The following is an 18,394-nucleotide window of genomic DNA, read 5'->3' on the forward strand; positions in this document are numbered from 1 at the left end:
TCATCCACCACGTCCGCCCGGTTCGCCGGGCGGATTCGTTTTCCCCGCCAACAAGGACCTCGATGAGAAACCTCTGGCGCACCATCCAACTGATTCCCGAATACCGCGGCCGCGTGGTCGGCGTGATCGCCGTCGGCACCATCCTCGGCTTCATCGGGACAGCCACGCCCTACCTGTACAAGGGCATCGTCGACGCCATCGCCCAGTTGCTCGCCGGCCAGGTCAGCCAGCAGCAGGCTACCGCCAGCGTGACCCTGCTGCTCGTGCTGTTCTTTGCCCTGCGCCTCGGCGTGGTGATCTTCGGCGCGCTGCAGAACAAGCAGGCCGACGACCTCTGGCTGCACACCGTGAGCACCTTCCGCCAGCGGGTGTTCGACAACATGACGCAGAAGTCCATCGACTACTTCGAGAAGACCCGCGTCGGCGAGATCATGGACCGCTTCGGCAACATCACCACCATCACCATGTGGCTGTCGTCGCTCACCGAGGGCACCCTGGCCAATATCCTGCAGATGCTGTTCATCCTCGCCGTGCTGCTGTTCAAAGCGCCGCTGGTGGGGGTGATCATGGCCGGCGTGCTGCTGCTGAACTTCTGGATCTCCTGGTGCACCGTCGGCTGGACGCGCCCCTACCGGCGCGGCTGGCAGGCGCTGGCCGGGCGCATGACCGGGCTGCTCGCCGAGATGATCGGCAACATCTCCACGGTGCGCAGCTTCGGCGGCGAGCCGGCGGTCAAGCAACGCTACGATGACACCCAGGCCGAGTGGATGGTGGTGCGCGGCAACCTGCACAAGACCGAGTGGCGCTCCGAGCAGGCGCTCAACGTGCTCAACACCTTCGGCGTGTTCGCCGCCGTCACCCTCACCGTGCAGGGCGCCCTGCAGGGCCGCTTCACCGCCGGTGACATCCTCCTGGTGCTGACCCTGACGCAGAACCTGGTCAACAGCATCACGCCCATCGCCCGCCAGCTGAACCAGGCCGGCGAGATCGAGAGCACCGCCGAGCGCCTGGTCGAGCTGCTCGACGTCGAGTCCGAGCACGCCGACCGCGCCGACGCGGTGCCCCTGGAGCGGCTCGACAGCATCACCTTCGAGGACGTCAGCTTCCGCTACCCGGGCAAGGAGGACTACGCGCTGCGCCGGGTGTCTTTCCACCTGGAGGCCGGCCGCACCCTGGCGCTGGTCGGTAGCAGCGGCAGCGGCAAGAGCACCATCGTCAAGCTGCTGATGCGTTTCTACGACCCGAGTCAGGGGCGCATCCTGATCAACGGCCGCGACCTGCACGACTACCGCCAGCGCAGCGTGCGCGCGGTGATGGGCGTGGTGCTGCAGGACGTCGCTCTGTTCAACGACAGCATCGGCGAGAACATCGCCTTCGCCCGCCCCGGCGCCAGCCACGCCGAGGTGCGCGCCGCCGCCCGTGCCGCCCACGCGGAAAGCTTCATCCTGCGCATGGAGGCCGGTTACGACACCTTGGTCGGCGAGCGCGGCATCAAGCTCTCCGGCGGCGAGAAACAGCGCGTCGCCATCGCCCGGGCGATCCTCAAGGACCCGCAGCTGATCGTTCTTGACGAGGCCACCAGCGCGCTGGATTCGGAATCCGAACACTTGGTGCAAAAGGGCCTGGAACAGTTGGTCAGCGGCCGCACCTCGGTGATCATCGCCCACCGCCTGAGCACGGTGATGAGCGCCGACCTGATCCTGGTGATGAGCAACGGCGAGGTGCTCGAACAGGGTCGCCACGGCGAACTGCTGCAGCGCGAGGCGGGGTTCTATGCGCACCTGTTCTCGTTGCAGACGCAGGGCAAGTTGATTGCGGTGGATTGAAGGCCTGGTGGAAAACGCTTCGCGGTTTTCCACCCTACGACTGCGCCGCCTTTGTAGGAGCGGCCCATGGCCGCGATATCGATCGTGGCGTCCAGTTCGCGGCTATGGGCCGCTCCTACAAGTGGGGAGCGGCACATTCTGCGAACGCACAAAAAAGCCCTCTGGCGAGGGCTTTTTCATCAGCGAAGAATCAGGCCACTGCTTCGAGCAGCTTCTGCCCCTGCGGCCACAGGCCGGTCATCTTCCACTGCTGCTCGAGCACGCCGGGGCCGAACTCCTTGGAGCCGCCGAAGCTCTCGGCCAGGCCCTGGAAGTAGGCGCCCTCCTCGATCAGCAGGATCAGCTTGGAAGCCTGGATCAGGCCGGTGCCCCAGAAGGTCGCGCCGCCGTTGGCCTCGAGGATCGCCGGGGTGTGCGGGTTGGCCTGGATCTGCTCGACGATGTAGTCGGCTTCCGGCTGGCGACGGTCGATGTAGATCGGCAGCTCGCGCGCCAGGGTCACCCGTTGCGAGGCGGCGTAGCGGATCGGCAGCACGCGGTGCGCACTGGCCCAGCCGCCGAGGTACGGGGTGTGTACGTGGATCACCACGTTGACTTCCGGGCGCTGCTGGAAGATCGCCGCGTAGCGCTTGCCGTTGCCGCCGGCCTTGCTGCCGCTGAGCGGCGAATTGTCGTCGATGCTCTCGTCGAGGGCCACCACGCCGTCGTAGCTGGCCACCACCGCGCGGATGGTTTCATCGTCGGCCCACGGGCTGGGTCCGTGCAGGGCCACCACCAGCTCGCTATCCGGTACCCGCAGGTAAGCCTGGAAGGTGTTGGTGGCGGTCAGCGTGTGGGTGTCTTTGAGCACGCGGAAGGCCTTGGCGAAATCGCGCTTGGCCTGGTCGACGAAGGCGCTCTGCTGGGCGTCGAGGGTAGTCACGGTCATGGCAAATATCCCTGTTGAGGAATGGACGAAACCGAGGGGGCGGCCCTCGGCGCTGCAGGACCCTCAGCAGTTCCTGTGCCATCACCACAAACCATTGATTTATCTGCCTTTATTCGAAACAACCGAGCAAGCGAACCGGCGGCAGTGCCTCGCACCGGCGATTCCTGCTGCCGCGTCAGCAGCCACTGCTGCTCGACTGTTGCTGGGCACGCAATGCCGCTGCAACACACCGCGCAAGGCCCGCCGCGCGGGGCTCCGAGCCCTTGGCATAGGCGTTGCACCCGCCCTGGGCATGGGTCGCGCCTGGCGTGGCCAGCCCCGTCACGTGCATTTTCTGGAGTCGCTCATGAGCACCGAATTCTTCTGGCGTCTGCCGCTGGGCAGCGATGGTCCGCAGCTCGCCGCGGACAAGAACAACCGTGGTGCCGCCCAGCATCGTCCGGGCAACATCGCCCCCGGCCGTTTGCCGAATGGCGAGCCGGACGGCTTCACCTACATCGACTACGTCGCCCAGGTGGCCAAGGCCGCCGAGCTGGCTGGCTTCGAAGGCGCGCTGCTGCCGACCGGCCCCGAGCCGTGGATCGCCGCCGCGGCGCTGGCCCGCGAGACGCGGCGGATCAAGTTCCTGATCGCCTTCCAGGCCACCTGGACCCTTCCCGCCTACGCCGCACAGCAGGCGGCGATCCTGCAGAACCTCAGCCGCGGCCGCCTGGAGTGGAACATCATCACCGGCGGCAACCCGGCCAGTCAGCGCGCCAACGGCGACTTCCTCGAGCACGACAAGCGCTACCAGCGCACCGGCGAATTCCTCGACATCATCCAGGGCCTGTGGGCGAACGAGCAGTTCAGCTACCAGGGAGAGATCTACCAGTTGGAGAACGGTTCGCTGCCGCTCGGCCTGCGCAACGAGCGCAAGCCGGGGGTGTACTTCTCCGGCTTCTCCGACCCGGCGCTGGACGTCGCCGCCAAGCACGCCGACGTTTACCTGAACTGGGCGGAGCCGGTCGACAAGCTCAAGCCGCACATCGAGCGGGTCCGCGAGCTGGCCGCCAAGCAGGGCCGCGAGGTGCGCTTCGGCATCCGCATCGACCTGTTCGCCCGCGAGACCGAGGAAGCCGCGTGGAGCGAGCTGCGCCGCCAGTACGATCGCATCGACGCGAAGACCAGTGCCTTCATCAAGCACTTCGCCACCGGCTCCGACTCAGTCGGCGCGGCGCGGCAGACCGCCTACCACCAGAACACCGACCGCTTCGACGACCTGATCATCGGCCCCAACCTGTTCGCCGGCTTCGGCAAGGCCAAGCCGGGGCCGACCATCGGCCTGGTCGGCAGCCACCAGAACGTCGCCGAGCGTCTCGCCGAATACCGCGACGCCGGTTTCTCGACCTTCATCCTGGCCGCCAACCCGCATCTGGAAGAGGCCCTGCGCATCGGCCAGGAAGTGCTGCCGTTGGTACACGCGTGCCAGCCGGCCAAGGCCAGCGAGGAGCTGAAAGCGGTGGTCTGACCGCCCTTTCCACCTACCCCGAAGCCCCGCCCAGCGCGGGGCTTTTTTCCGGCTACGTTCCCGTTATGTGTTGCAGGGCTGCCTCATACCTGTAGGAGCGAGGGGGGCGCCGAGCCCTCTACTCGCGAATGGCTATGCACAAAGCTTCGCGAGCAGAGCTCGCTCCTACAGACACATCACGGGCCATGGCCCTTCCGCCCGGAGCCCGAATGATCAAGGACTACCCCCTGCTGCGCAGCCTGGCGATCTATCGCGAGATGCCCTGGCGCTTCCTCCTCACCGCCCTGCTGTTCATCGCCGGCAACGCCGGCCTGGCGCTGCAGCAATGGCTGGTCGGCCATGCCCTGAACGACGTCAACGCTGGCCTGGCGGTGGTCCGCCAGGCCGACGGCAGCCTGGATTCCAGCGTCGCCTGGCACTGGCTGTGGCTGCTGCTGGCGGTCGCGCTCGGCCGCGGCGTGCTGCAGTACGCCGCCGGCGTGCTGTCACTGGTGCTCAGCCAGTCGCTGCTGACCCGCCTGCGTGAACGCATCCTCCAGCAGGTGCAGGGTCTGCACCTCGGTTACCACTGGCAGCACGGCATGGGCGAGATGATCACCCGCACCACGCGCGACGCCGACAAGCTGCGCGACGCGCTGATCAGCTTCTGGCGCCAGGTGGTGGAAACCCCGCTGGTGGTGCTCGCCACCGTCGGCCTGCTGACCTGGTATCACCCGCTGCTCGGCCTGGTGCCGCTGCTGCTCACCGGGGTCGGGCTGTGGATCTTCGTGCGCCAGACCGGCCGCCTGGTGGTGCTCGACCGCGAGGTCGGCGCCGCCTACGACCGGGTCAATCAGGACCTCAGCGAAGGCATCGGCGGCGTGCGGGTGATCAAGTCGTTCGCCCTGGAAGCCAGCCGCATCGAGCGTTTCGCCAGCCAGGTCGGCTTCTTCGCCGAGCAGGCGCGCCTCGCCCTGGCTTTCGCCAGCACGCGGATTCCGCTGCCGCAGGTGGTGGTCGCGCTCGGCCACGTGTGGATTCTCGCCTTCGGCGCGACCCTGGTGCGCGACGGCCAGCTCGGCATCGGCGAACTGGTCAGCGCGCTGCTGATCGCCACCACCCTGGTATTCCGCATCGAGGGCGTCGGCCGGGTCATGCAGGTGTTCGCCGACGCGCGCTCCTCCGCCGAGCGCATCTGGCAACTGCTCGACGCTCGCCCGGCGATCGTCAGCGGCCAGGCCGAACTGCCGGATGGCGCACTCGGCCTGCGCCTCGACGCGGTCAGCGTGCAGGCGCCCGGCGGCGGACGGCACATCCTCGATGACTGCTCGCTGCGCATCGAACCCGGCGAGGTGGTCGCCCTGGTCGGCGGTACCGGCGCCGGCAAGAGTCTGCTGGCCAGCCTGCTGCCACGCCTGGCCGATGTCCAGGCCGGGCAGGTGGAGGTGGGCTCGGCGCAGGACGCCTGGCGCGATGTGCGCGACCTCCAGCTCGACGCCCTGCGCCGCCGCGTGCAGGTAGTGCCGCAGGAAAGCTTCCTGTTCTCCGACACCCTGGCCACCAACCTGCGCCTCGCCGCCCCCGGCGCCAGCGACGAGGAGCTGCTCTGGGCGCTGCAGATGGCCGCCGCCGAGGACGTGCTGGAACGCCTGCCGCGCGGCCTCGACACGGCTCTCGGCGACCGCGGCGTGACGCTCTCCGGTGGCCAGCGCCAGCGCATCAACCTGGCCAGGGCACTGCTCGCCCGCCCCGACCTGCTGTGCCTAGACGACGCCACCAGCGCCCTCGACGCGCTCAGCGAACGCGCCGTGCTCGACAACATCCGCGCCCTGCGCGAGACGCGCGGGCGCGCCACCACGCTGCTGGTGATCTCCAGCAAGCTGTCCACCATCCTGCTCGCCGACCGCGTGCTGCTCCTCGAACACGGGCGCATCAGCGACAGCGGCCGGCACGCCGAACTGGTCGCGCGCAACGCCACCTACCGCGACCTGCTGGGAGTCGACCATGGCTAATCCATTGCCTGGCAAGGCGCTGAGTGACATCGAAATCGAGGAGATGCTCGCCAAGAAGGCCCTCGACCGCAGCATGTTCCGCCGCCTGCTGCCGCTGCTCGGCCCGGTGCGCCAGCGCATCCTCGCGGTGATCGTCCTCGAGCTGGTGCTAGTGTTCGCGGTGTTCCTGCGCCCCTGGTTCGTCCGCGAGCTGCTCGACCACGGGCTGATCGAGCAGGACGGCGCCTGGCTGCTCGACGAGCGTTTACTGGTCTGGCTCGGTCTCGGCCTGGCGGCCACCTGGGCGGCGCGCTTCCTGCTCGCCGGGGTGTCCCAGTACATCGCCGGTAGCGCGGCGATCCGCGTGCTCAACGAGCTGCGCATCCGCGTGTTCGCCCACGTGCAGGCGCTGAGCATCGGCTACTTCGACCGGACCAAGGCCGGGCGGATCATTTCCCGCGCCGACCGCGACGTCGACAGCCTCGAATCGCTGCTGATCCAGGGCCCGCCGGAACTGCTCGGCGCGCTGCTGCGCTGCGTGGTCGCCGCGGTGATGCTCTGGCTGATCTCGCCGCTATTCTTCTTCAGCCTGGCCGGCACCGTGCCACTGCTGTTCTTCGCCACCTGGAGCTTCAAGCGCATCTCGCAGCGCAACTGGGCCAAGGTCGCCGAGAACCGCAGCCGCTTCACCGCGCACCTGGTGGAGACCGTGGCCGGCGCGCGGATGATCCAGCAGTGCGTGCAGGAGGAGCCCAACCGCGTGCGCTACCGGCGCCTGCTCGAGGACTTCAACTGGTCGCTGATCAGCGGCAACCTGCGATCCGGCTGGTTCGCGCCGTTCACCGGAGTGCTCTCCGCGCTGGGCATGGGCGTGCTATTGCTGGTCGGCGCGCACGGCATCGCCGACGGCAGCGTGACGGTCGGCCAGGTCGCCGAAAGCCTGTTCTACGTGATGCTGTTCCTCGGCCCGCTGCAGGAGCTGTCCGACCTGCTGGAGCGTTACGCCACGGGCTCGGCCTCGGCGCAGCGGATCTTCCTGCTACTCGACACCCGCCCGGAGATCGTCGACGCCACGCAGCCGCTCGCCCTGCCACGGGCCCGCGGCGACGTGCAGTTCCGCCAGGTGCGGTTCGCCTACGACCCGGCCGCCGCACGTCCGGTGATCGAGGACCTCGACCTGCACATCCCCGCCGGCCAGGTACTGGCCATCGTCGGCCCGTCCGGGCATGGCAAGAGCACCCTGGTGCAACTGCTGACGCGTTTCTACGAAGCGCAGCGGGGCGCGGTACTGATCGACGGCATCGACGTCCGCGAGCTGGCCCAGCACCAGCTGCGGCGCAGCGTCGGCGTAGTGCTGCAGGACAACGTGCTGTTCTCCGGCAGCATCCTCGACAACCTGCGCCTCGCCGCCCCCGAGGCCGACGACGCCACGCTGATCGCCGCGGCCCGCGAGCTGGGCGCCGACGAGGTGCTCGAACGCCTGCCGCACACCTACCACACCGAAGTCGGCCCGCTCGGTGCACACCTCAGCCACGGCCAGCGCCAACTGGTCTGCCTGGTCCGCGCCTACCTGGCTGACCCGGCGGTGCTGGTCCTCGACGAAGCCACCTCGGCGGTCGACATCCACACCGAGCGGCGCATCCAGCGCGCGCTCCGACGGCTCTGCGAGGGACGCACGGCGATCATCATCGCCCACCGCCTGGCGACCATTCGCGACGCCGACCGTATCGCCGTGATCCTCGACGGCAGGCTGGTGGAGCACGGCGACCACGCCGGCCTGCTGGAGCGCCAGGGCACCTACGCCGCCCTCTACCGGACCTACCGGCAGAGTGCTGGAGGCGAACGTCAGGCCGGGGCCGGCGCCGATGTCCCGGCCTGAACGGGCAATCGCGGCAGGAGTGCTTGTCGGCTGCTGCCAGAGCAGCAGGCGGCACCCGCGCGTGCTCCGGGAACGCCCCGCGAGCCCCGGCGGACGGGGCCCCGCGCCCGCCGGCAAGGGCCTGGCACAGGGGTTGCACTCAACCCAGACAGCGCTCTGCGGGTCAGGAACGACCCGGCCAGAGCGCCATCCCCATCGTTCATCCGGCCGTCGTGGCCATCGCTCAATTTGGAGACGAGCTTCATGAGTCAACCACTCGATACGCTTTGGTACACCCGCTGTCCCGTCCCGACCGGGCTCGGCATCGCCGTGCAGAAAGGCTGGCTGGAAGAAACCCTGGCTGGCCAGGGCACGCGCATCAAGTCGCTGCGCGAATCTGACAACCAGGCGGTACGCGAATCGCACTTCGACCATACACTGCAGAACTCGGTGCGCCACGGCGGCAACATCCCGGCCATCTGGGCCCGCGCCAGCGGCCGCGAAACGCGGGTCATCGGCCTGTCCTGGGCCGACGAGGTGCAGCTGATCCTCACCACCCCGGACAGCGGCATCAAGACCGTCAAGGATCTCAAAGGCCGCAGGTTCGGCCTGCCGCACTGGGCCAACGCACAGATCGACTTCACCCGCGCGCAGGCCATCCGCGGCCTGGAGAACGCGTTGCGGCTCGAAGGCCTTGAGGTCAAGGACGTCGAGCTGGTCGACTACCTGCGCGGCGGCACCTTCAGTGACGAAGCGGCGCAACTGGTCAACGGCATCTCCACCTTCGGCGGCCGCCGCAGCGGCGGGCAGAACGCCGAGCTGGTAGGACTGCTGCGCGGCGAGGTGGACGCGATCTTCCTCAAGGGCGCCAGCGCCGCCCAACTGGCCCAGCAGTTCGGCCTGCACACGGTGATTGACACCGGCTCGCACCCGGAGCCGCTGGTGCGGGCCAACAACGGCACACCGCGCACCCTGAGCGTCGACCTCAACCTGCTCGACCGACACTTCGACGCCGCGGTGGGCATCCTCGAGTCGGTGGTCCGCGCTGAGCAGTGGGCCTGGACGCACCCCGACGACACCCGCCGCTACCTGGCCCGCGAGACCAACAGCAGCGAATACTGGGTCACCCAGGCTTACGGCGAGGACGCCCACCAGCGCCTGCGCACCGAGCTCGAAGAGCCCTCCATTGTCGCCCTGCAGGACTTCACCGACTTCCTGCAGCGCTGGAACTTCATCCCGCAGACCTTCTCCGTGTGCGACTGGATCGACCCGCGCCCGCTGGAAGCCCTGCGCAGCCGTACCGCACTGGCGGGTTGAGTTCGTTCCCCTCCCGCGCACACGGGAGGGGATTTTCGTCCTTCACAGGTTCACGAGTTTCTATGAGCGTCCGCCTCGACACCCTCTGGTACACCCACAGCCCGGTCCCCACCGGACTCGGCATTGCCGTAGAATCCGGCCGCCTGGCCGAGGCCTTCCGCCCCTACGGCACCAATATCCAGGCCCTGCGCGAGTCCTCCGACCGCGAGATCCGCGAGGCCCATTTCGATCACCACCTGCGCAACTCCGTACGCCACGGCGGCAACATCCCCGCCATCTGGGCCCGCGCCAGCGGCCAGGACACCCGCGCGCTCGGCCTGTCCTGGAGCGACGAAGTGCAGCTGATCGTCAGCTCACCGGAAAGCGGAGTGAAGACCATCCGCGACCTGCGCAACCGCCGCTTCGGCCTGCCGAAGTGGGCCAATGTGCAGATCGACTTCAGTCGCGCCCAGGCTCTGCGCGGGCTCGAGAACGCCTTGCGGCTGGAGGGCCTGGGCATCTCCGAGATCGAACTGGTGGACTACCCCTACGGCGGCACCTACAGCGACGAGCCGGTGCGCCATGTCTTCGGCGCCCAGGTGGCGCTCAAAGGCAACCGCGTGCGCCGGCGCAACAACGAACTGATCGGCCTGCTGCGCGGCGACATCGACGCGATCTTCCTCAAGGGCGCGCATGGCATCCAGCTCGCCGACGAGTTCGGCCTGCACGTGGTGGTCGACACCGGCTCGCACCCCGACCCGCTGATTCGCAGCAACATCGGCACGCCACGCACGCTGACCGTCGACCAGCACCTTCTGGACGAGCACTTCGATGCCGCCGTGTTGATCGTCGAGACTGTGCTGCGTGCCGAGCAATGGGCCTGGACCCATCCCGAGGATACCCGGCGCTTCCTCGCCCGCGAGCTGAACACCAGCGAGTACTGGGTGGCGGCCGCCTATGGCGAGGATGCCCATCAGCGGCTGTTCACCAAGCTCGAGGAAAAATCCCTGGTCGCGCTGCAGGATCTGTCCGACTTTCTCGAACGCCACGGCTTCATCCCGCGCAGCTTCGACGTCCGCGACTGGATCGATCCACGCCCGCTGGAAGCCGTGCTGGGCAAGGTAAAGCTGGCGATCTGAGGCGCACTGCTGCACCAGCAGCAGTCCCTCAGCAAGCGCTGGCTGACAATCAGCAACCGTCCTCCCGGTGCCTCGCGAAACGCCCGCCGCCGGGCCACCAGGGGGCTGGCATGCTTGCTGCTTCAGCCCTGTCCCGGCCTTCGCGGCCGGGCTGTCGTCATCCCGTCGAAGGTCGAACATGTCGCTTTCCTTTTCCGCGCTGTCCCTGAATCGCCTGAGCTGGTTCGCCTCGCCGCTGGCCCTGCTCGCCACCTGGGCGCTGGTGGCCAATGCCGGCTGGTACCCAACCCAGTTGCTGGTGCCGCCGCAGCACGTCTACCAGGCCTTCGTCGAGCTGCTGGGCAGCGGCGAACTCCTTGAGCACCTGCGCGGCAGCCTGTCGCGCCTGGCCATCAGCTTCGTCCTCGGTGCCACCGGCGGCCTGCTGTTCGGCACCGCGATGGCCCTGTCCAGGACGGTCGAGGCCTACTGCGCGCCGCTGTTCCACACCCTGCGGCAGATTCCGTCGATCGCCCTGATCCCGATGTTCATCCTGTTCTTCGGCGTCGAGGAGACCTTCAAGGTCCTGATCGTCACCAAAGCCGCCTTCTTCCCGGTGGCGCTGGCCGCCTGCGAGGGAGTCAAGGGCATCCCGCGCAGCTATTTCGAGGTGGCCGACGTCTATCGCCTGCCACTGCCGAGCCTGTTCAGGGACGTGGCCTTCCCCGCCGCCGCACCGCCGATCCTCACCGGCCTGCGCATCAGCCTCAGCCGCTCGTGGATGGTGCTGGTGGCCGCCGAACTGCTGGCCGCCGACACGGGCCTCGGCCAGATGATCGAGCTGAGCCGGCAGATGCTGCGCATCGACATCGTGATGGTCGGCGTGGTGGTCACCGGCCTGGTCGGCTTCACCCTCGACCATGGTTTGCGCCTCCTGGAAAAACGCCTGTTCCGCTGGAAACCCCGCCCATGAATGACGTCACCCGCTTGTTCCGTCCATTGCGCGGCCTGGTGCTGCCGCTGCTGCTGGTCGCCGCCTGGGAGTTCGCCTCGCGGCAAAGCGCCAGCCACGCGTACGCCTTCGTGCCGCTCGGCAGGATCGGCGCCGGCCTGCTCGAACTGCTCGACAGCGGCGAACTCTGGCTGAGCGTGCTCGCCAGCCTGCAGCGCACCTGTGCGGGGTTGCTCTACGGCGTGCTTGCTGGTTTCGCCGTCGGCGCGCTGATGGCCCTGTCGCGCATCGCCGAGCGCCTGCTCGCGCCGCTCTACCATACCCTGCGCCAGATACCGATCCTCGGCCTGATCCCGCTGCTCGCGCTGTGGTTCGGCAGCGGCGAGTTCTCCAAGGTGCTGATCGTCTCGCTGGCTGCCTTCTACCCCATGGCGCTCAACACCTTCGAGGGCTTCAGCCACGTGGAGAAGCGCCACCAAGAGGTCGGCCTGGTACTCGGACTGAACCGCACCCAGCGTTTCCTCCACGTGCTGCTGCCCGCGGCCTCACCGAGCATCGCCAACGGCGTGCTGCACGCCTTGGCCTTCGCCTGGGTCAGTTCGGTCGGCTGCGAGCTGTTCCTCTCCACCGGCATGGGCCTGGGCAACCTGATGATGAACGCCGAAACCGGCGCACGCATGGAGGTCGTGGTGATCGGTGTCCTGGCCATCGGCCTGCTCGGCTACGCCATGAACCAGCTTTTTTCCCGCGCAAGCCGCTACCTGCTGCGCTGGCGCAACCTCCGATAGGTGATCCCGATGACCGCCATACTTGCCCCCCAACTGCTCGACACCGGCCTGACTCAACCCGGCACGCTGGAAATCCGTGGCCTGAGCAAGTCCTACCGGATCGATGGCAGGCCGCTGCCCGTGCTGGAGCGGATCAACCTCGGCGTGCTGCCCGGCGAGTTCGTCAGCATCGTCGGCGCCAGCGGCTGCGGCAAATCCTCACTGCTGCGCCTGGTCGTCGGACTCGAAAGCGAATACGAGGGACAGATCCTGCTCGACGGTGTGCCGATCTCCGGCACCAGCCTGGAGCGCGGCATCGTGTTCCAGGACCATCGCCTCTTCCCCTGGAAGACCGTCGAGCAGAACATCGCCCTGGCCTTGAAGAATCAGCGCCAGGACAAGCGGGAAAAGGCGGCGCTGATCGCCCAGCACCTGGCGCTGGTGGGCCTGACCGGCTTCGAGCAGGCCTACCCGCACCAGCTTTCCGGTGGCATGGCCCAGCGCGCGGCGATCGCCCGGGCGCTGATCACGCGGCCCAAGGTGCTGCTGCTGGACGAACCCTTCGGCGCCCTCGACGCACTGACCCGCCTGCACCTGCAGCGCGAGCTCCAGAGCATCTGGGTGCAGCAGCGCAGTACCATGATCATGGTGACCCACGATGTCGAGGAGGCGCTCTTCCTCAGTGACCGGGTCATCGTCATGGACCCCCGCCCGGGTCGCATCCGTCATGAAGTGAGGGTTGACCTGCCGCATCCGCGCGAGCGCAACTCCCCGCGCCTGCAGCAGTTGAAGGATGAACTGCTGGAAGAGCTGATCGGGAGCTGAGCAGCGCCCTTCAGCGAAGCCCCCCGGCATGTTGTTCCAATTGTGGCCCTTGCCGTCGCCGCGCCCCGCGCCTGCGGGGCAGCGATAGTCCGGCCACGCCCCCACTTTCGACACCCCCCGATATAAGTCACGCGCCAAGGCCATGCCCCCACGTCGCCACCACCACTCGGAGGCCACTTCCGGGGTTCCGTCGACGCACAACGAAACCGGCGAACGGCCTGTCGTGCGACGCAGGACTGCTGCCCTTTCAGCAGCGATCCAGCAGCAGCTGCTGCTAAAAAGACACCCGTGATTCCCTGAAAGCCCCGTATTTACTGGGTCCGCGGCCTTGGTACGGGTCTTGCTCAAGCCTGAATGACCTTGCGTAGCAACCTCAGGACCCATCATGAGCAATCCCATCAACCTGGTCGCCGTCACCGGCAGCACCTTCCGCCCCTCCCGCACGCGGGCACTGACCCAGGCCCTGGTCGCCGAGCTGGCCCGGCACCTGCCCATCCACAGCTACCTCATCGATCTGGCCGATATTGCCCGCTCCCTGGGTGGCGCGCTGACGCGCAAGGAGCTGCCCGGGCACATCGAGCAGGAGCTGCGGGCCATAGAGTCGGCCGACCTGCTGGTGGTAGCCACACCGGTGTACCGCGGCAGCTATCCCGGCCAGTTCAAGCACCTGTTCGACCTGGTCGAACACAACGCGCTGGTCGATACCCCGGTGCTGCTGGCCGCCACCGGCGGCAGCGAGCGCCACGCCCTGGTGCTGGATCACCAGCTGCGACCGCTGTTCAACTTCTTCCAGGCCCTGACCCTGCCCATCGGCGTCTACGCCTCGGAGGCCGACTTCAACGACTACCAGATCAGCAGCGGCGCGCTGAAGGCCCGCATCGCACTGGCCGCCGAGCGTACCGCACCGATCTTCGGGGTCTTACCGGCCCCGGCCCGGAAGATCGCCTGATCCCTTGCTGTCGACAGGAGTTGCCAGGCGATGAACAACGCCATCCAAGCCCCATCCTTTGCTGAATCACCCTGGCCAGGAGCGCTTCGGCCGGCCGAGGTCCGCGGCCTCGGCATACCGGCACGCCAAGCACTGGGCCGCGTGGTCTTCCGCAGCCCCGACGCCACTCGCGTGCTCAGCCGCCGCGAGACCTGGCTGCTGGGCGCCTTCGTCCTGCTGCTGCACGGCGCCGTGTTGCATTGGCTGAGCCAGAAGCCCGCACCGCCGCTGCCGGAAGTGCCACCGCAAACCCCGCCCATGACCATCGAATTCACCGCGCCCGCGCCGCCGGTGGTCAAGCCTCCGCTACCGGAACCGCCGCCTCCGGTGGTCGAGCCGCCACCGCCGGTGGTGGAGGAGCTGGCGGTGAAACCGCCGCCCAAGCCGGTGCTGAAACCCAAGCCGAAAACGCAACCGCCCAAGCCCAAGCCCGCGCCGAAACCCGTGGCCAAGCCGGTGGAGCCGCCGCCCGCACCGCCGAAGGCCGAAGCGCCACCCGCGCCGGCGGCCCCACCGGCACCAGTGACGCCACCGTCGGCTAACGCCGGCTACCTGCGCAACCCTGCCCCCGAGTACCCCTCGCTGGCCCAGCGGCGCGGCTGGGAAGGCACCGTGCTGCTGCGGGTGCATGTGCTGGCCAGCGGCCTGCCGAGCGAGATCCAAGTGCAGCGGAGCAGCGGCCGAGAGCTACTCGACCAAGCCGCGGTAAGCGCGGTCAAGCGCTGGACCTTCGTACCGGCCAAGCAGGGCGAGGTAGCCCGCGACGGCTGGGTCAGCGTACCCATCGATTTCAATTTGAACTGATCAGAGGAATCCCACCATGGACCTGCTAACCAACCCCTTCGCCTCCATCGAGCATCTGGTCATCTGGCTGCTCATCGGCTTCTCCGTCATCACCTGGGGCCTGGCCCTGGTCAAGGGCATCCAATTCGCCCGCCTGAAACGCCGCGACCGCCAGTTCCAGAAGCGCTTCTGGAGCGCCACCAGCCTGGACAGCGCCGCCGAGCAGTTGCAGCAGCATCCCGGCGCCGCCGCCCACGTGGCCCAGGCCGGCTTTGCCGCCATCCTGGTGCAGGGCGGCCAGCCTGGCGACCTTAGCCAGACGATCAACCACCAGGACCGTCTGGAGCGCGCCCTGCGCCAGCAGATCCAGCGTGAGCGGCGCTCCCTCGAATCCGGCCTGGCGGTGCTCGCTTCCATTGGCTCCACTTCGCCCTTCATCGGCCTGTTCGGCACCGTGTGGGGCATCATGGAAGCCCTCAAGGGCATCAGCGCGGCCGGTTCGGCTAGCCTGGAAACCGTGGCCGGGCCCATTGGCGCCGCGCTGGTCGCCACCGGCGTCGGCATCGCCGTCGCCGTGCCGGCGGTGCTGGTCTACAACTACTTCCTCCGCCGCCTGAAACTCAACGCCGCCGACCTCGACGACTTCGCCCACGACTTCTACAGCCTGGCGCAGAAGAGCGCCTTCAAGCTGATCGTCAATCCCATCCCGGCGCGCGCCGCGACCACTGTGAAGGAGGCCTCCTGACATGGCCTTCTCCACCCAGGACAACGACGAAGTACTTTCCGAAATCAACGTCACCCCGCTGGTGGACGTGATGCTGGTGCTACTGGTCGTGTTCATCGTCACCGCACCGCTGCTGACCAACGCCATTCCGATCAACCTGCCGAAAACCGAGGCAGTGGCCCCGCCGGAGCAGAAGGACCCGCTGGTGGTGAGCATCGACGGCGCCGGAAAGCTGTTCATCAACAAGGACGAGATCCAGCCTGACCTGCTGCAGACCAGCCTCGAGGCCGCCAAGGCCAAGGACCCGGAACTGCGCGTGCAGCTACAGGCCGACGACCAGGTGGACTACGGCGCGGTGGCCCGCGCCATGGCTTCCATCGAACGGGCCGGAATTACCAAGTTGGCGGTCATCACCGCCCGCTAGGTTTTATATGAAAATTCGGTACAGGTAGAACTACCGTCGTGATTGGCTGGAGCGCCTCTCGGCAAGGCGCTATGCCCTCCCCAAATGCGATAGAGTTTGATCAAGGATGCGGAGGTAATTGATGGATAGCGGTCGCAGTACTGACGCAGATGCTCGGCATCGTAGCTCTTGTCGGCCAGTAACCAGCGACAGCGTTTGCGAGGCCGTCCCGGCTTTCCGGGGAAGCGCACCTGCTCCAAGAGCGGCTGGGCATGTCCAATGTCGCTGGCCTGCCCTGGCGAAAGTAAGAAGCGTAGAGGCACACCGTTAGCATCGCAGACCAGGTGAATCTTGGTGGTCAGGCCACCTCGGCTGCGTCCCAATGCGTGGTCTAGCGGTTCTTCCGGCCCCCCTTTTTCCCGGCGCCTGAAGAGGCTCGGGTTGCACGCACTACGGTGGAGTCGATCATCCAGGTGTCCAAGTCGATCAGCCCTTCCTGATTCAGACGAACATGTAAACGCTCAAGCACCTGGTCAAACGTGCCGTCGTCTCGCCAATCGCGGAAACGCTGATACACCGTCGACCAAGGGCCGAAGCGTTCCGGCAGGTCGCGCCAAGCAGCCCCGGAGCACAGGATCCAGAAGATGCCATTGAGTACCAGCCGATCATCACTTCGCGGGCGCCCCATCTTCTGTTCCGGGGAAAACAGATCCTTGATCAACTCCCAGGCCGCATCGGGGAGTTCGTAGCGCCTTGCCATGTGGGCCTCCAGCCAATCATGGCAGCGATTCTACCCGCACCGACTTTTCGTACAGAACCTAGGGCAGCACTTCGCTTTCAGTGGGTAGGTGCCGCAGTCGGTTTGGCTGGAGCGGTAGATGATCGTGTTGGCCTTGGTCACCCATGATCTTTTTTGGGTGAAGGCACGCCATTCTCTGCGCAACGGTTTGCCGGCTGGGCAGCGGTATTCATCAGCCTGTTGATTCCAGTGGAAGTCGTTGCTGGAGAGGCTGTCGTCCTTGCGCTCGGTCTTGTCCCACACCGGCACATGCGGCTCGATGTCCTTCTCTTCGACCATCCAGGCCAGCATCGGAGCTGTGCCGTAGGCAGTGTCGCCGATGAGGCGTTCCGGCGTGAGGTCGAACTGCGCTTCGACGCGCTCCACCATCGTCCTAGTCGACTCGACTTCTGCCGTGCGATGCGCCGGGGTGGCTTCCACATCCAGGATCACGCCGTGCTCAGTGTCGATCAGGTAGTTGGTGGCGTAGGCAAAGTAGGCCGGGCCACCTGGCGCTGCGGTCCAACGGGCCTGCGGATCGGTGAGCGAAATTTTCTTGGGAAGGGCTTCAGCCAGCGCCTCCTCATCAAGGGCTTCGAGGTACTCGCGCACAGCGCGGCTGCTGAGCGCTGGATCGCGCCAGTCGACCTCATCTCCCGCCACACCACGTTGCCTGCTGGCATCCGCCTTGATGATGCTGGCGTCCACAGCGAAACCTTCTCCCTTGACCAGGCCGGCCGCCATGCAGCGCCGCAGCACCTCATTGAACAACCAGCGGAACAGATCGCTGTCACGGAAGCGGCCGTGGCGATTCTTCGAGAAGGTCGAGTGATTGGGGACTTCGTCTTCCAGACCCAGCCGGCAGAACCAGCGGTAGGCCAGGTTTAGATGCACTTCTTCGCACAATCGCCGCTCGGAACGGATGCCATAGCAGTAGCCGACGACCAGCATGTGCACCATCAACTCCGGATCAATCGAGGGGCGTCCGATGGGGCTATAGAAATCCGCCAGGTAAGCGCGCAGGTCACTGAGATCCAAGCACTGGTCGATGCTGCGCCGGAGGTGTTGGGGGGGACGTGCTCTTCCAGATTGAACGAGTAGAACAGACGCTGCTGTCCTCCCGGTACCCATGTGAAACGTCAACAGGCCCTAGACGGGATTGTCCGGGCGGGCTGTTTGCGGGCGGCTGCGTGGGGGGGGCAATCCCGCCTGGCGTCGGCTCTTCGTGCGCGCCCGTCGGCCGGTTGGCGGCAGCGCCCCGTCATTGACTTGGGTCAATGTTTCCCCCCAGTTCGATATTGTAAGAAATGACATCATTTTGACATTAGCGATGGCGAACATGGACCAACCCCACCGACCGCTCCGGGTTATCTGCAACGACGAGGCTCTGGCCCGCGCGCTGGAACCCGTGCTTTCCGCCCTGTCCCCCGGGTGCGAACTGTTGAGCGATCCCTGCGATTGCAGCGCGATGCCTTTCTGCCGCTGGTTCGAAACGCCTCTTGGGCTTTCGTGCCAGGTGCAGACCGCCTTGGCCGAGGCCACCGCGGTGCTCGAGCGGACCCGCCACGCCTTCAAGTCGCGCGAACTGGGCCTGCTCCGGCGCCGCCTTCAGGCCCTTCTGGAAGAGTTGGCAAGCCAATCGCAATGATGTAAACATACCGGTCGGTGGTC

At 67.0% G+C, this 18,394-nt stretch carries 15 protein-coding genes and 2 pseudogenes; 14 read left to right on the plus strand and 3 right to left on the minus strand.

Annotation, left to right across the window (positions count from 1 at the left end; genetic code table 11):
* The first annotated feature begins 62 nt into the window (after positions 1 to 62).
* Complete coding sequence (locus MJ643_RS04700) at positions 63 to 1,826, plus strand: ABC transporter ATP-binding protein (RefSeq protein ID WP_247726646.1); 1,764 nt, start codon at positions 63 to 65, stop codon at positions 1,824 to 1,826.
* Between the two features lie 190 nt (positions 1,827 to 2,016).
* Here MJ643_RS04700 and MJ643_RS04705 read toward each other — a convergent pair whose 3' ends face one another.
* Complete coding sequence (locus tag MJ643_RS04705) at positions 2,017 to 2,754, minus strand: class II aldolase/adducin family protein (protein ID WP_172441197.1); 738 nt, start codon at positions 2,752 to 2,754, stop codon at positions 2,017 to 2,019.
* Between the two features lie 346 nt (positions 2,755 to 3,100).
* Here MJ643_RS04705 and MJ643_RS04710 point away from each other — a divergent pair, with 346 nt between their 5' ends.
* From MJ643_RS04710 to MJ643_RS04765, 12 genes are all read left to right on the plus strand, one after another.
* On the plus strand, positions 3,101 to 4,261 hold the full coding sequence (locus MJ643_RS04710; RefSeq protein ID WP_247726647.1) for an LLM class flavin-dependent oxidoreductase: 1,161 nt from the start codon (positions 3,101 to 3,103) through the stop codon (positions 4,259 to 4,261).
* A 209-nt stretch (positions 4,262 to 4,470) separates the two neighbouring features.
* Positions 4,471 to 6,252, plus strand: a complete 1,782-nt coding sequence (locus MJ643_RS04715) for an ABC transporter ATP-binding protein (protein WP_247726648.1) — start codon at positions 4,471 to 4,473, stop codon at positions 6,250 to 6,252.
* A complete protein-coding gene (locus tag MJ643_RS04720; protein WP_247726649.1) occupies positions 6,245 to 8,110 on the plus strand; it encodes an ABC transporter ATP-binding protein in 1,866 nt (621 codons plus the stop codon). The genes MJ643_RS04715 and MJ643_RS04720 overlap by 8 nt, the downstream gene beginning before the upstream one ends.
* A gap of 243 nt (positions 8,111 to 8,353) precedes the next feature.
* Positions 8,354 to 9,406, plus strand: coding sequence for an ABC transporter substrate-binding protein (locus tag MJ643_RS04725; RefSeq protein WP_247726650.1), 1,053 nt, complete (start codon positions 8,354 to 8,356; stop codon positions 9,404 to 9,406).
* Positions 9,407 to 9,468: 62 nt separating this feature from the next.
* Positions 9,469 to 10,524, plus strand: coding sequence for an ABC transporter substrate-binding protein (locus MJ643_RS04730; RefSeq protein ID WP_172441202.1), 1,056 nt, complete (start codon positions 9,469 to 9,471; stop codon positions 10,522 to 10,524).
* A gap of 178 nt (positions 10,525 to 10,702) precedes the next feature.
* Positions 10,703 to 11,476 carry an ABC transporter permease gene (locus tag MJ643_RS04735; RefSeq protein ID WP_247726651.1) on the plus strand — a complete coding sequence of 258 codons (774 nt, stop codon included), beginning with the start codon at positions 10,703 to 10,705 and terminating at the stop codon, positions 11,474 to 11,476.
* Entirely contained in the window at positions 11,473 to 12,243 is a 771-nt protein-coding gene (locus tag MJ643_RS04740) for an ABC transporter permease (RefSeq protein WP_247726652.1), read from the plus strand. Before MJ643_RS04735 ends, MJ643_RS04740 begins: the two co-directional genes overlap by 4 nt.
* A 9-nt stretch (positions 12,244 to 12,252) precedes the next feature.
* Entirely contained in the window at positions 12,253 to 13,047 is a 795-nt protein-coding gene (locus MJ643_RS04745; RefSeq protein ID WP_247726653.1) for an ABC transporter ATP-binding protein, read from the plus strand.
* Positions 13,048 to 13,432: 385 nt separating this feature from the next.
* Positions 13,433 to 13,996 carry an FMN reductase gene (msuE, locus tag MJ643_RS04750; protein WP_247726654.1) on the plus strand — a complete coding sequence of 188 codons (564 nt, stop codon included), beginning with the start codon at positions 13,433 to 13,435 and terminating at the stop codon, positions 13,994 to 13,996.
* Positions 13,997 to 14,026: 30 nt separating this feature from the next.
* Positions 14,027 to 14,839 carry an energy transducer TonB gene (locus tag MJ643_RS04755; RefSeq protein WP_247726655.1) on the plus strand — a complete coding sequence of 271 codons (813 nt, stop codon included), beginning with the start codon at positions 14,027 to 14,029 and terminating at the stop codon, positions 14,837 to 14,839.
* Positions 14,840 to 14,855: 16 nt separating this feature from the next.
* The gene (locus MJ643_RS04760) at positions 14,856 to 15,563 is read left to right on the plus strand and encodes a MotA/TolQ/ExbB proton channel family protein (RefSeq protein WP_247726656.1); all 708 of its coding nucleotides are present in this window, start codon (positions 14,856 to 14,858) and stop codon (positions 15,561 to 15,563) included.
* Position 15,564: 1 nt separating this feature from the next.
* Entirely contained in the window at positions 15,565 to 15,966 is a 402-nt protein-coding gene (locus tag MJ643_RS04765) for a biopolymer transporter ExbD (protein ID WP_077521618.1), read from the plus strand.
* Positions 15,967 to 16,091: 125 nt separating this feature from the next.
* Here the strand turns inward: MJ643_RS04765 and MJ643_RS04770 are convergent.
* Together MJ643_RS04770 and MJ643_RS04775 are read right to left on the minus strand one after the other, a co-directional pair.
* Positions 16,092 to 16,705, minus strand: a pseudogene (locus MJ643_RS04770) (IS5 family transposase); the annotation flags it as partial.
* Positions 16,706 to 16,765: 60 nt separating this feature from the next.
* A pseudogene (locus MJ643_RS04775) lies at positions 16,766 to 17,829 on the minus strand (IS1182 family transposase); the annotation flags it as partial.
* Between the two features lie 233 nt (positions 17,830 to 18,062).
* Between MJ643_RS04775 and MJ643_RS04780 the strand changes: the two are divergent.
* Positions 18,063 to 18,371: a hypothetical protein gene (locus MJ643_RS04780; protein WP_247726657.1), complete on the plus strand. Its 309-nt coding sequence runs from the start codon at positions 18,063 to 18,065 to the stop codon at positions 18,369 to 18,371.
* The last annotated feature ends 23 nt before the right edge of the window (positions 18,372 to 18,394 follow it).

The sequence above is a fragment of the Pseudomonas sp. PNPG3 genome, from assembly GCF_023093815.1.
Lineage (GTDB): Bacteria > Pseudomonadota > Gammaproteobacteria > Pseudomonadales > Pseudomonadaceae > Aquipseudomonas > Aquipseudomonas asiatica.

Coding starts and splice junctions, on each gene's coding strand:
- MJ643_RS04700 (WP_247726646.1), top strand. CDS start 63: ATGAGAAACCTCTGGCGCACCATCCAACTGATTCCCGAATACCGCGGC.
- MJ643_RS04705 (WP_172441197.1), bottom strand. CDS start 2,754: ATGACCGTGACTACCCTCGACGCCCAGCAGAGCGCCTTCGTCGACCAG.
- MJ643_RS04710 (WP_247726647.1), top strand. CDS start 3,101: ATGAGCACCGAATTCTTCTGGCGTCTGCCGCTGGGCAGCGATGGTCCG.
- MJ643_RS04715 (WP_247726648.1), top strand. CDS start 4,471: ATGATCAAGGACTACCCCCTGCTGCGCAGCCTGGCGATCTATCGCGAG.
- MJ643_RS04720 (WP_247726649.1), top strand. CDS start 6,245: ATGGCTAATCCATTGCCTGGCAAGGCGCTGAGTGACATCGAAATCGAG.
- MJ643_RS04725 (WP_247726650.1), top strand. CDS start 8,354: ATGAGTCAACCACTCGATACGCTTTGGTACACCCGCTGTCCCGTCCCG.
- MJ643_RS04730 (WP_172441202.1), top strand. CDS start 9,469: ATGAGCGTCCGCCTCGACACCCTCTGGTACACCCACAGCCCGGTCCCC.
- MJ643_RS04735 (WP_247726651.1), top strand. CDS start 10,703: ATGTCGCTTTCCTTTTCCGCGCTGTCCCTGAATCGCCTGAGCTGGTTC.
- MJ643_RS04740 (WP_247726652.1), top strand. CDS start 11,473: ATGAATGACGTCACCCGCTTGTTCCGTCCATTGCGCGGCCTGGTGCTG.
- MJ643_RS04745 (WP_247726653.1), top strand. CDS start 12,253: ATGACCGCCATACTTGCCCCCCAACTGCTCGACACCGGCCTGACTCAA.
- msuE (WP_247726654.1), top strand. CDS start 13,433: ATGAGCAATCCCATCAACCTGGTCGCCGTCACCGGCAGCACCTTCCGC.
- MJ643_RS04755 (WP_247726655.1), top strand. CDS start 14,027: ATGAACAACGCCATCCAAGCCCCATCCTTTGCTGAATCACCCTGGCCA.
- MJ643_RS04760 (WP_247726656.1), top strand. CDS start 14,856: ATGGACCTGCTAACCAACCCCTTCGCCTCCATCGAGCATCTGGTCATC.
- MJ643_RS04765 (WP_077521618.1), top strand. CDS start 15,565: ATGGCCTTCTCCACCCAGGACAACGACGAAGTACTTTCCGAAATCAAC.
- MJ643_RS04780 (WP_247726657.1), top strand. CDS start 18,063: ATGGACCAACCCCACCGACCGCTCCGGGTTATCTGCAACGACGAGGCT.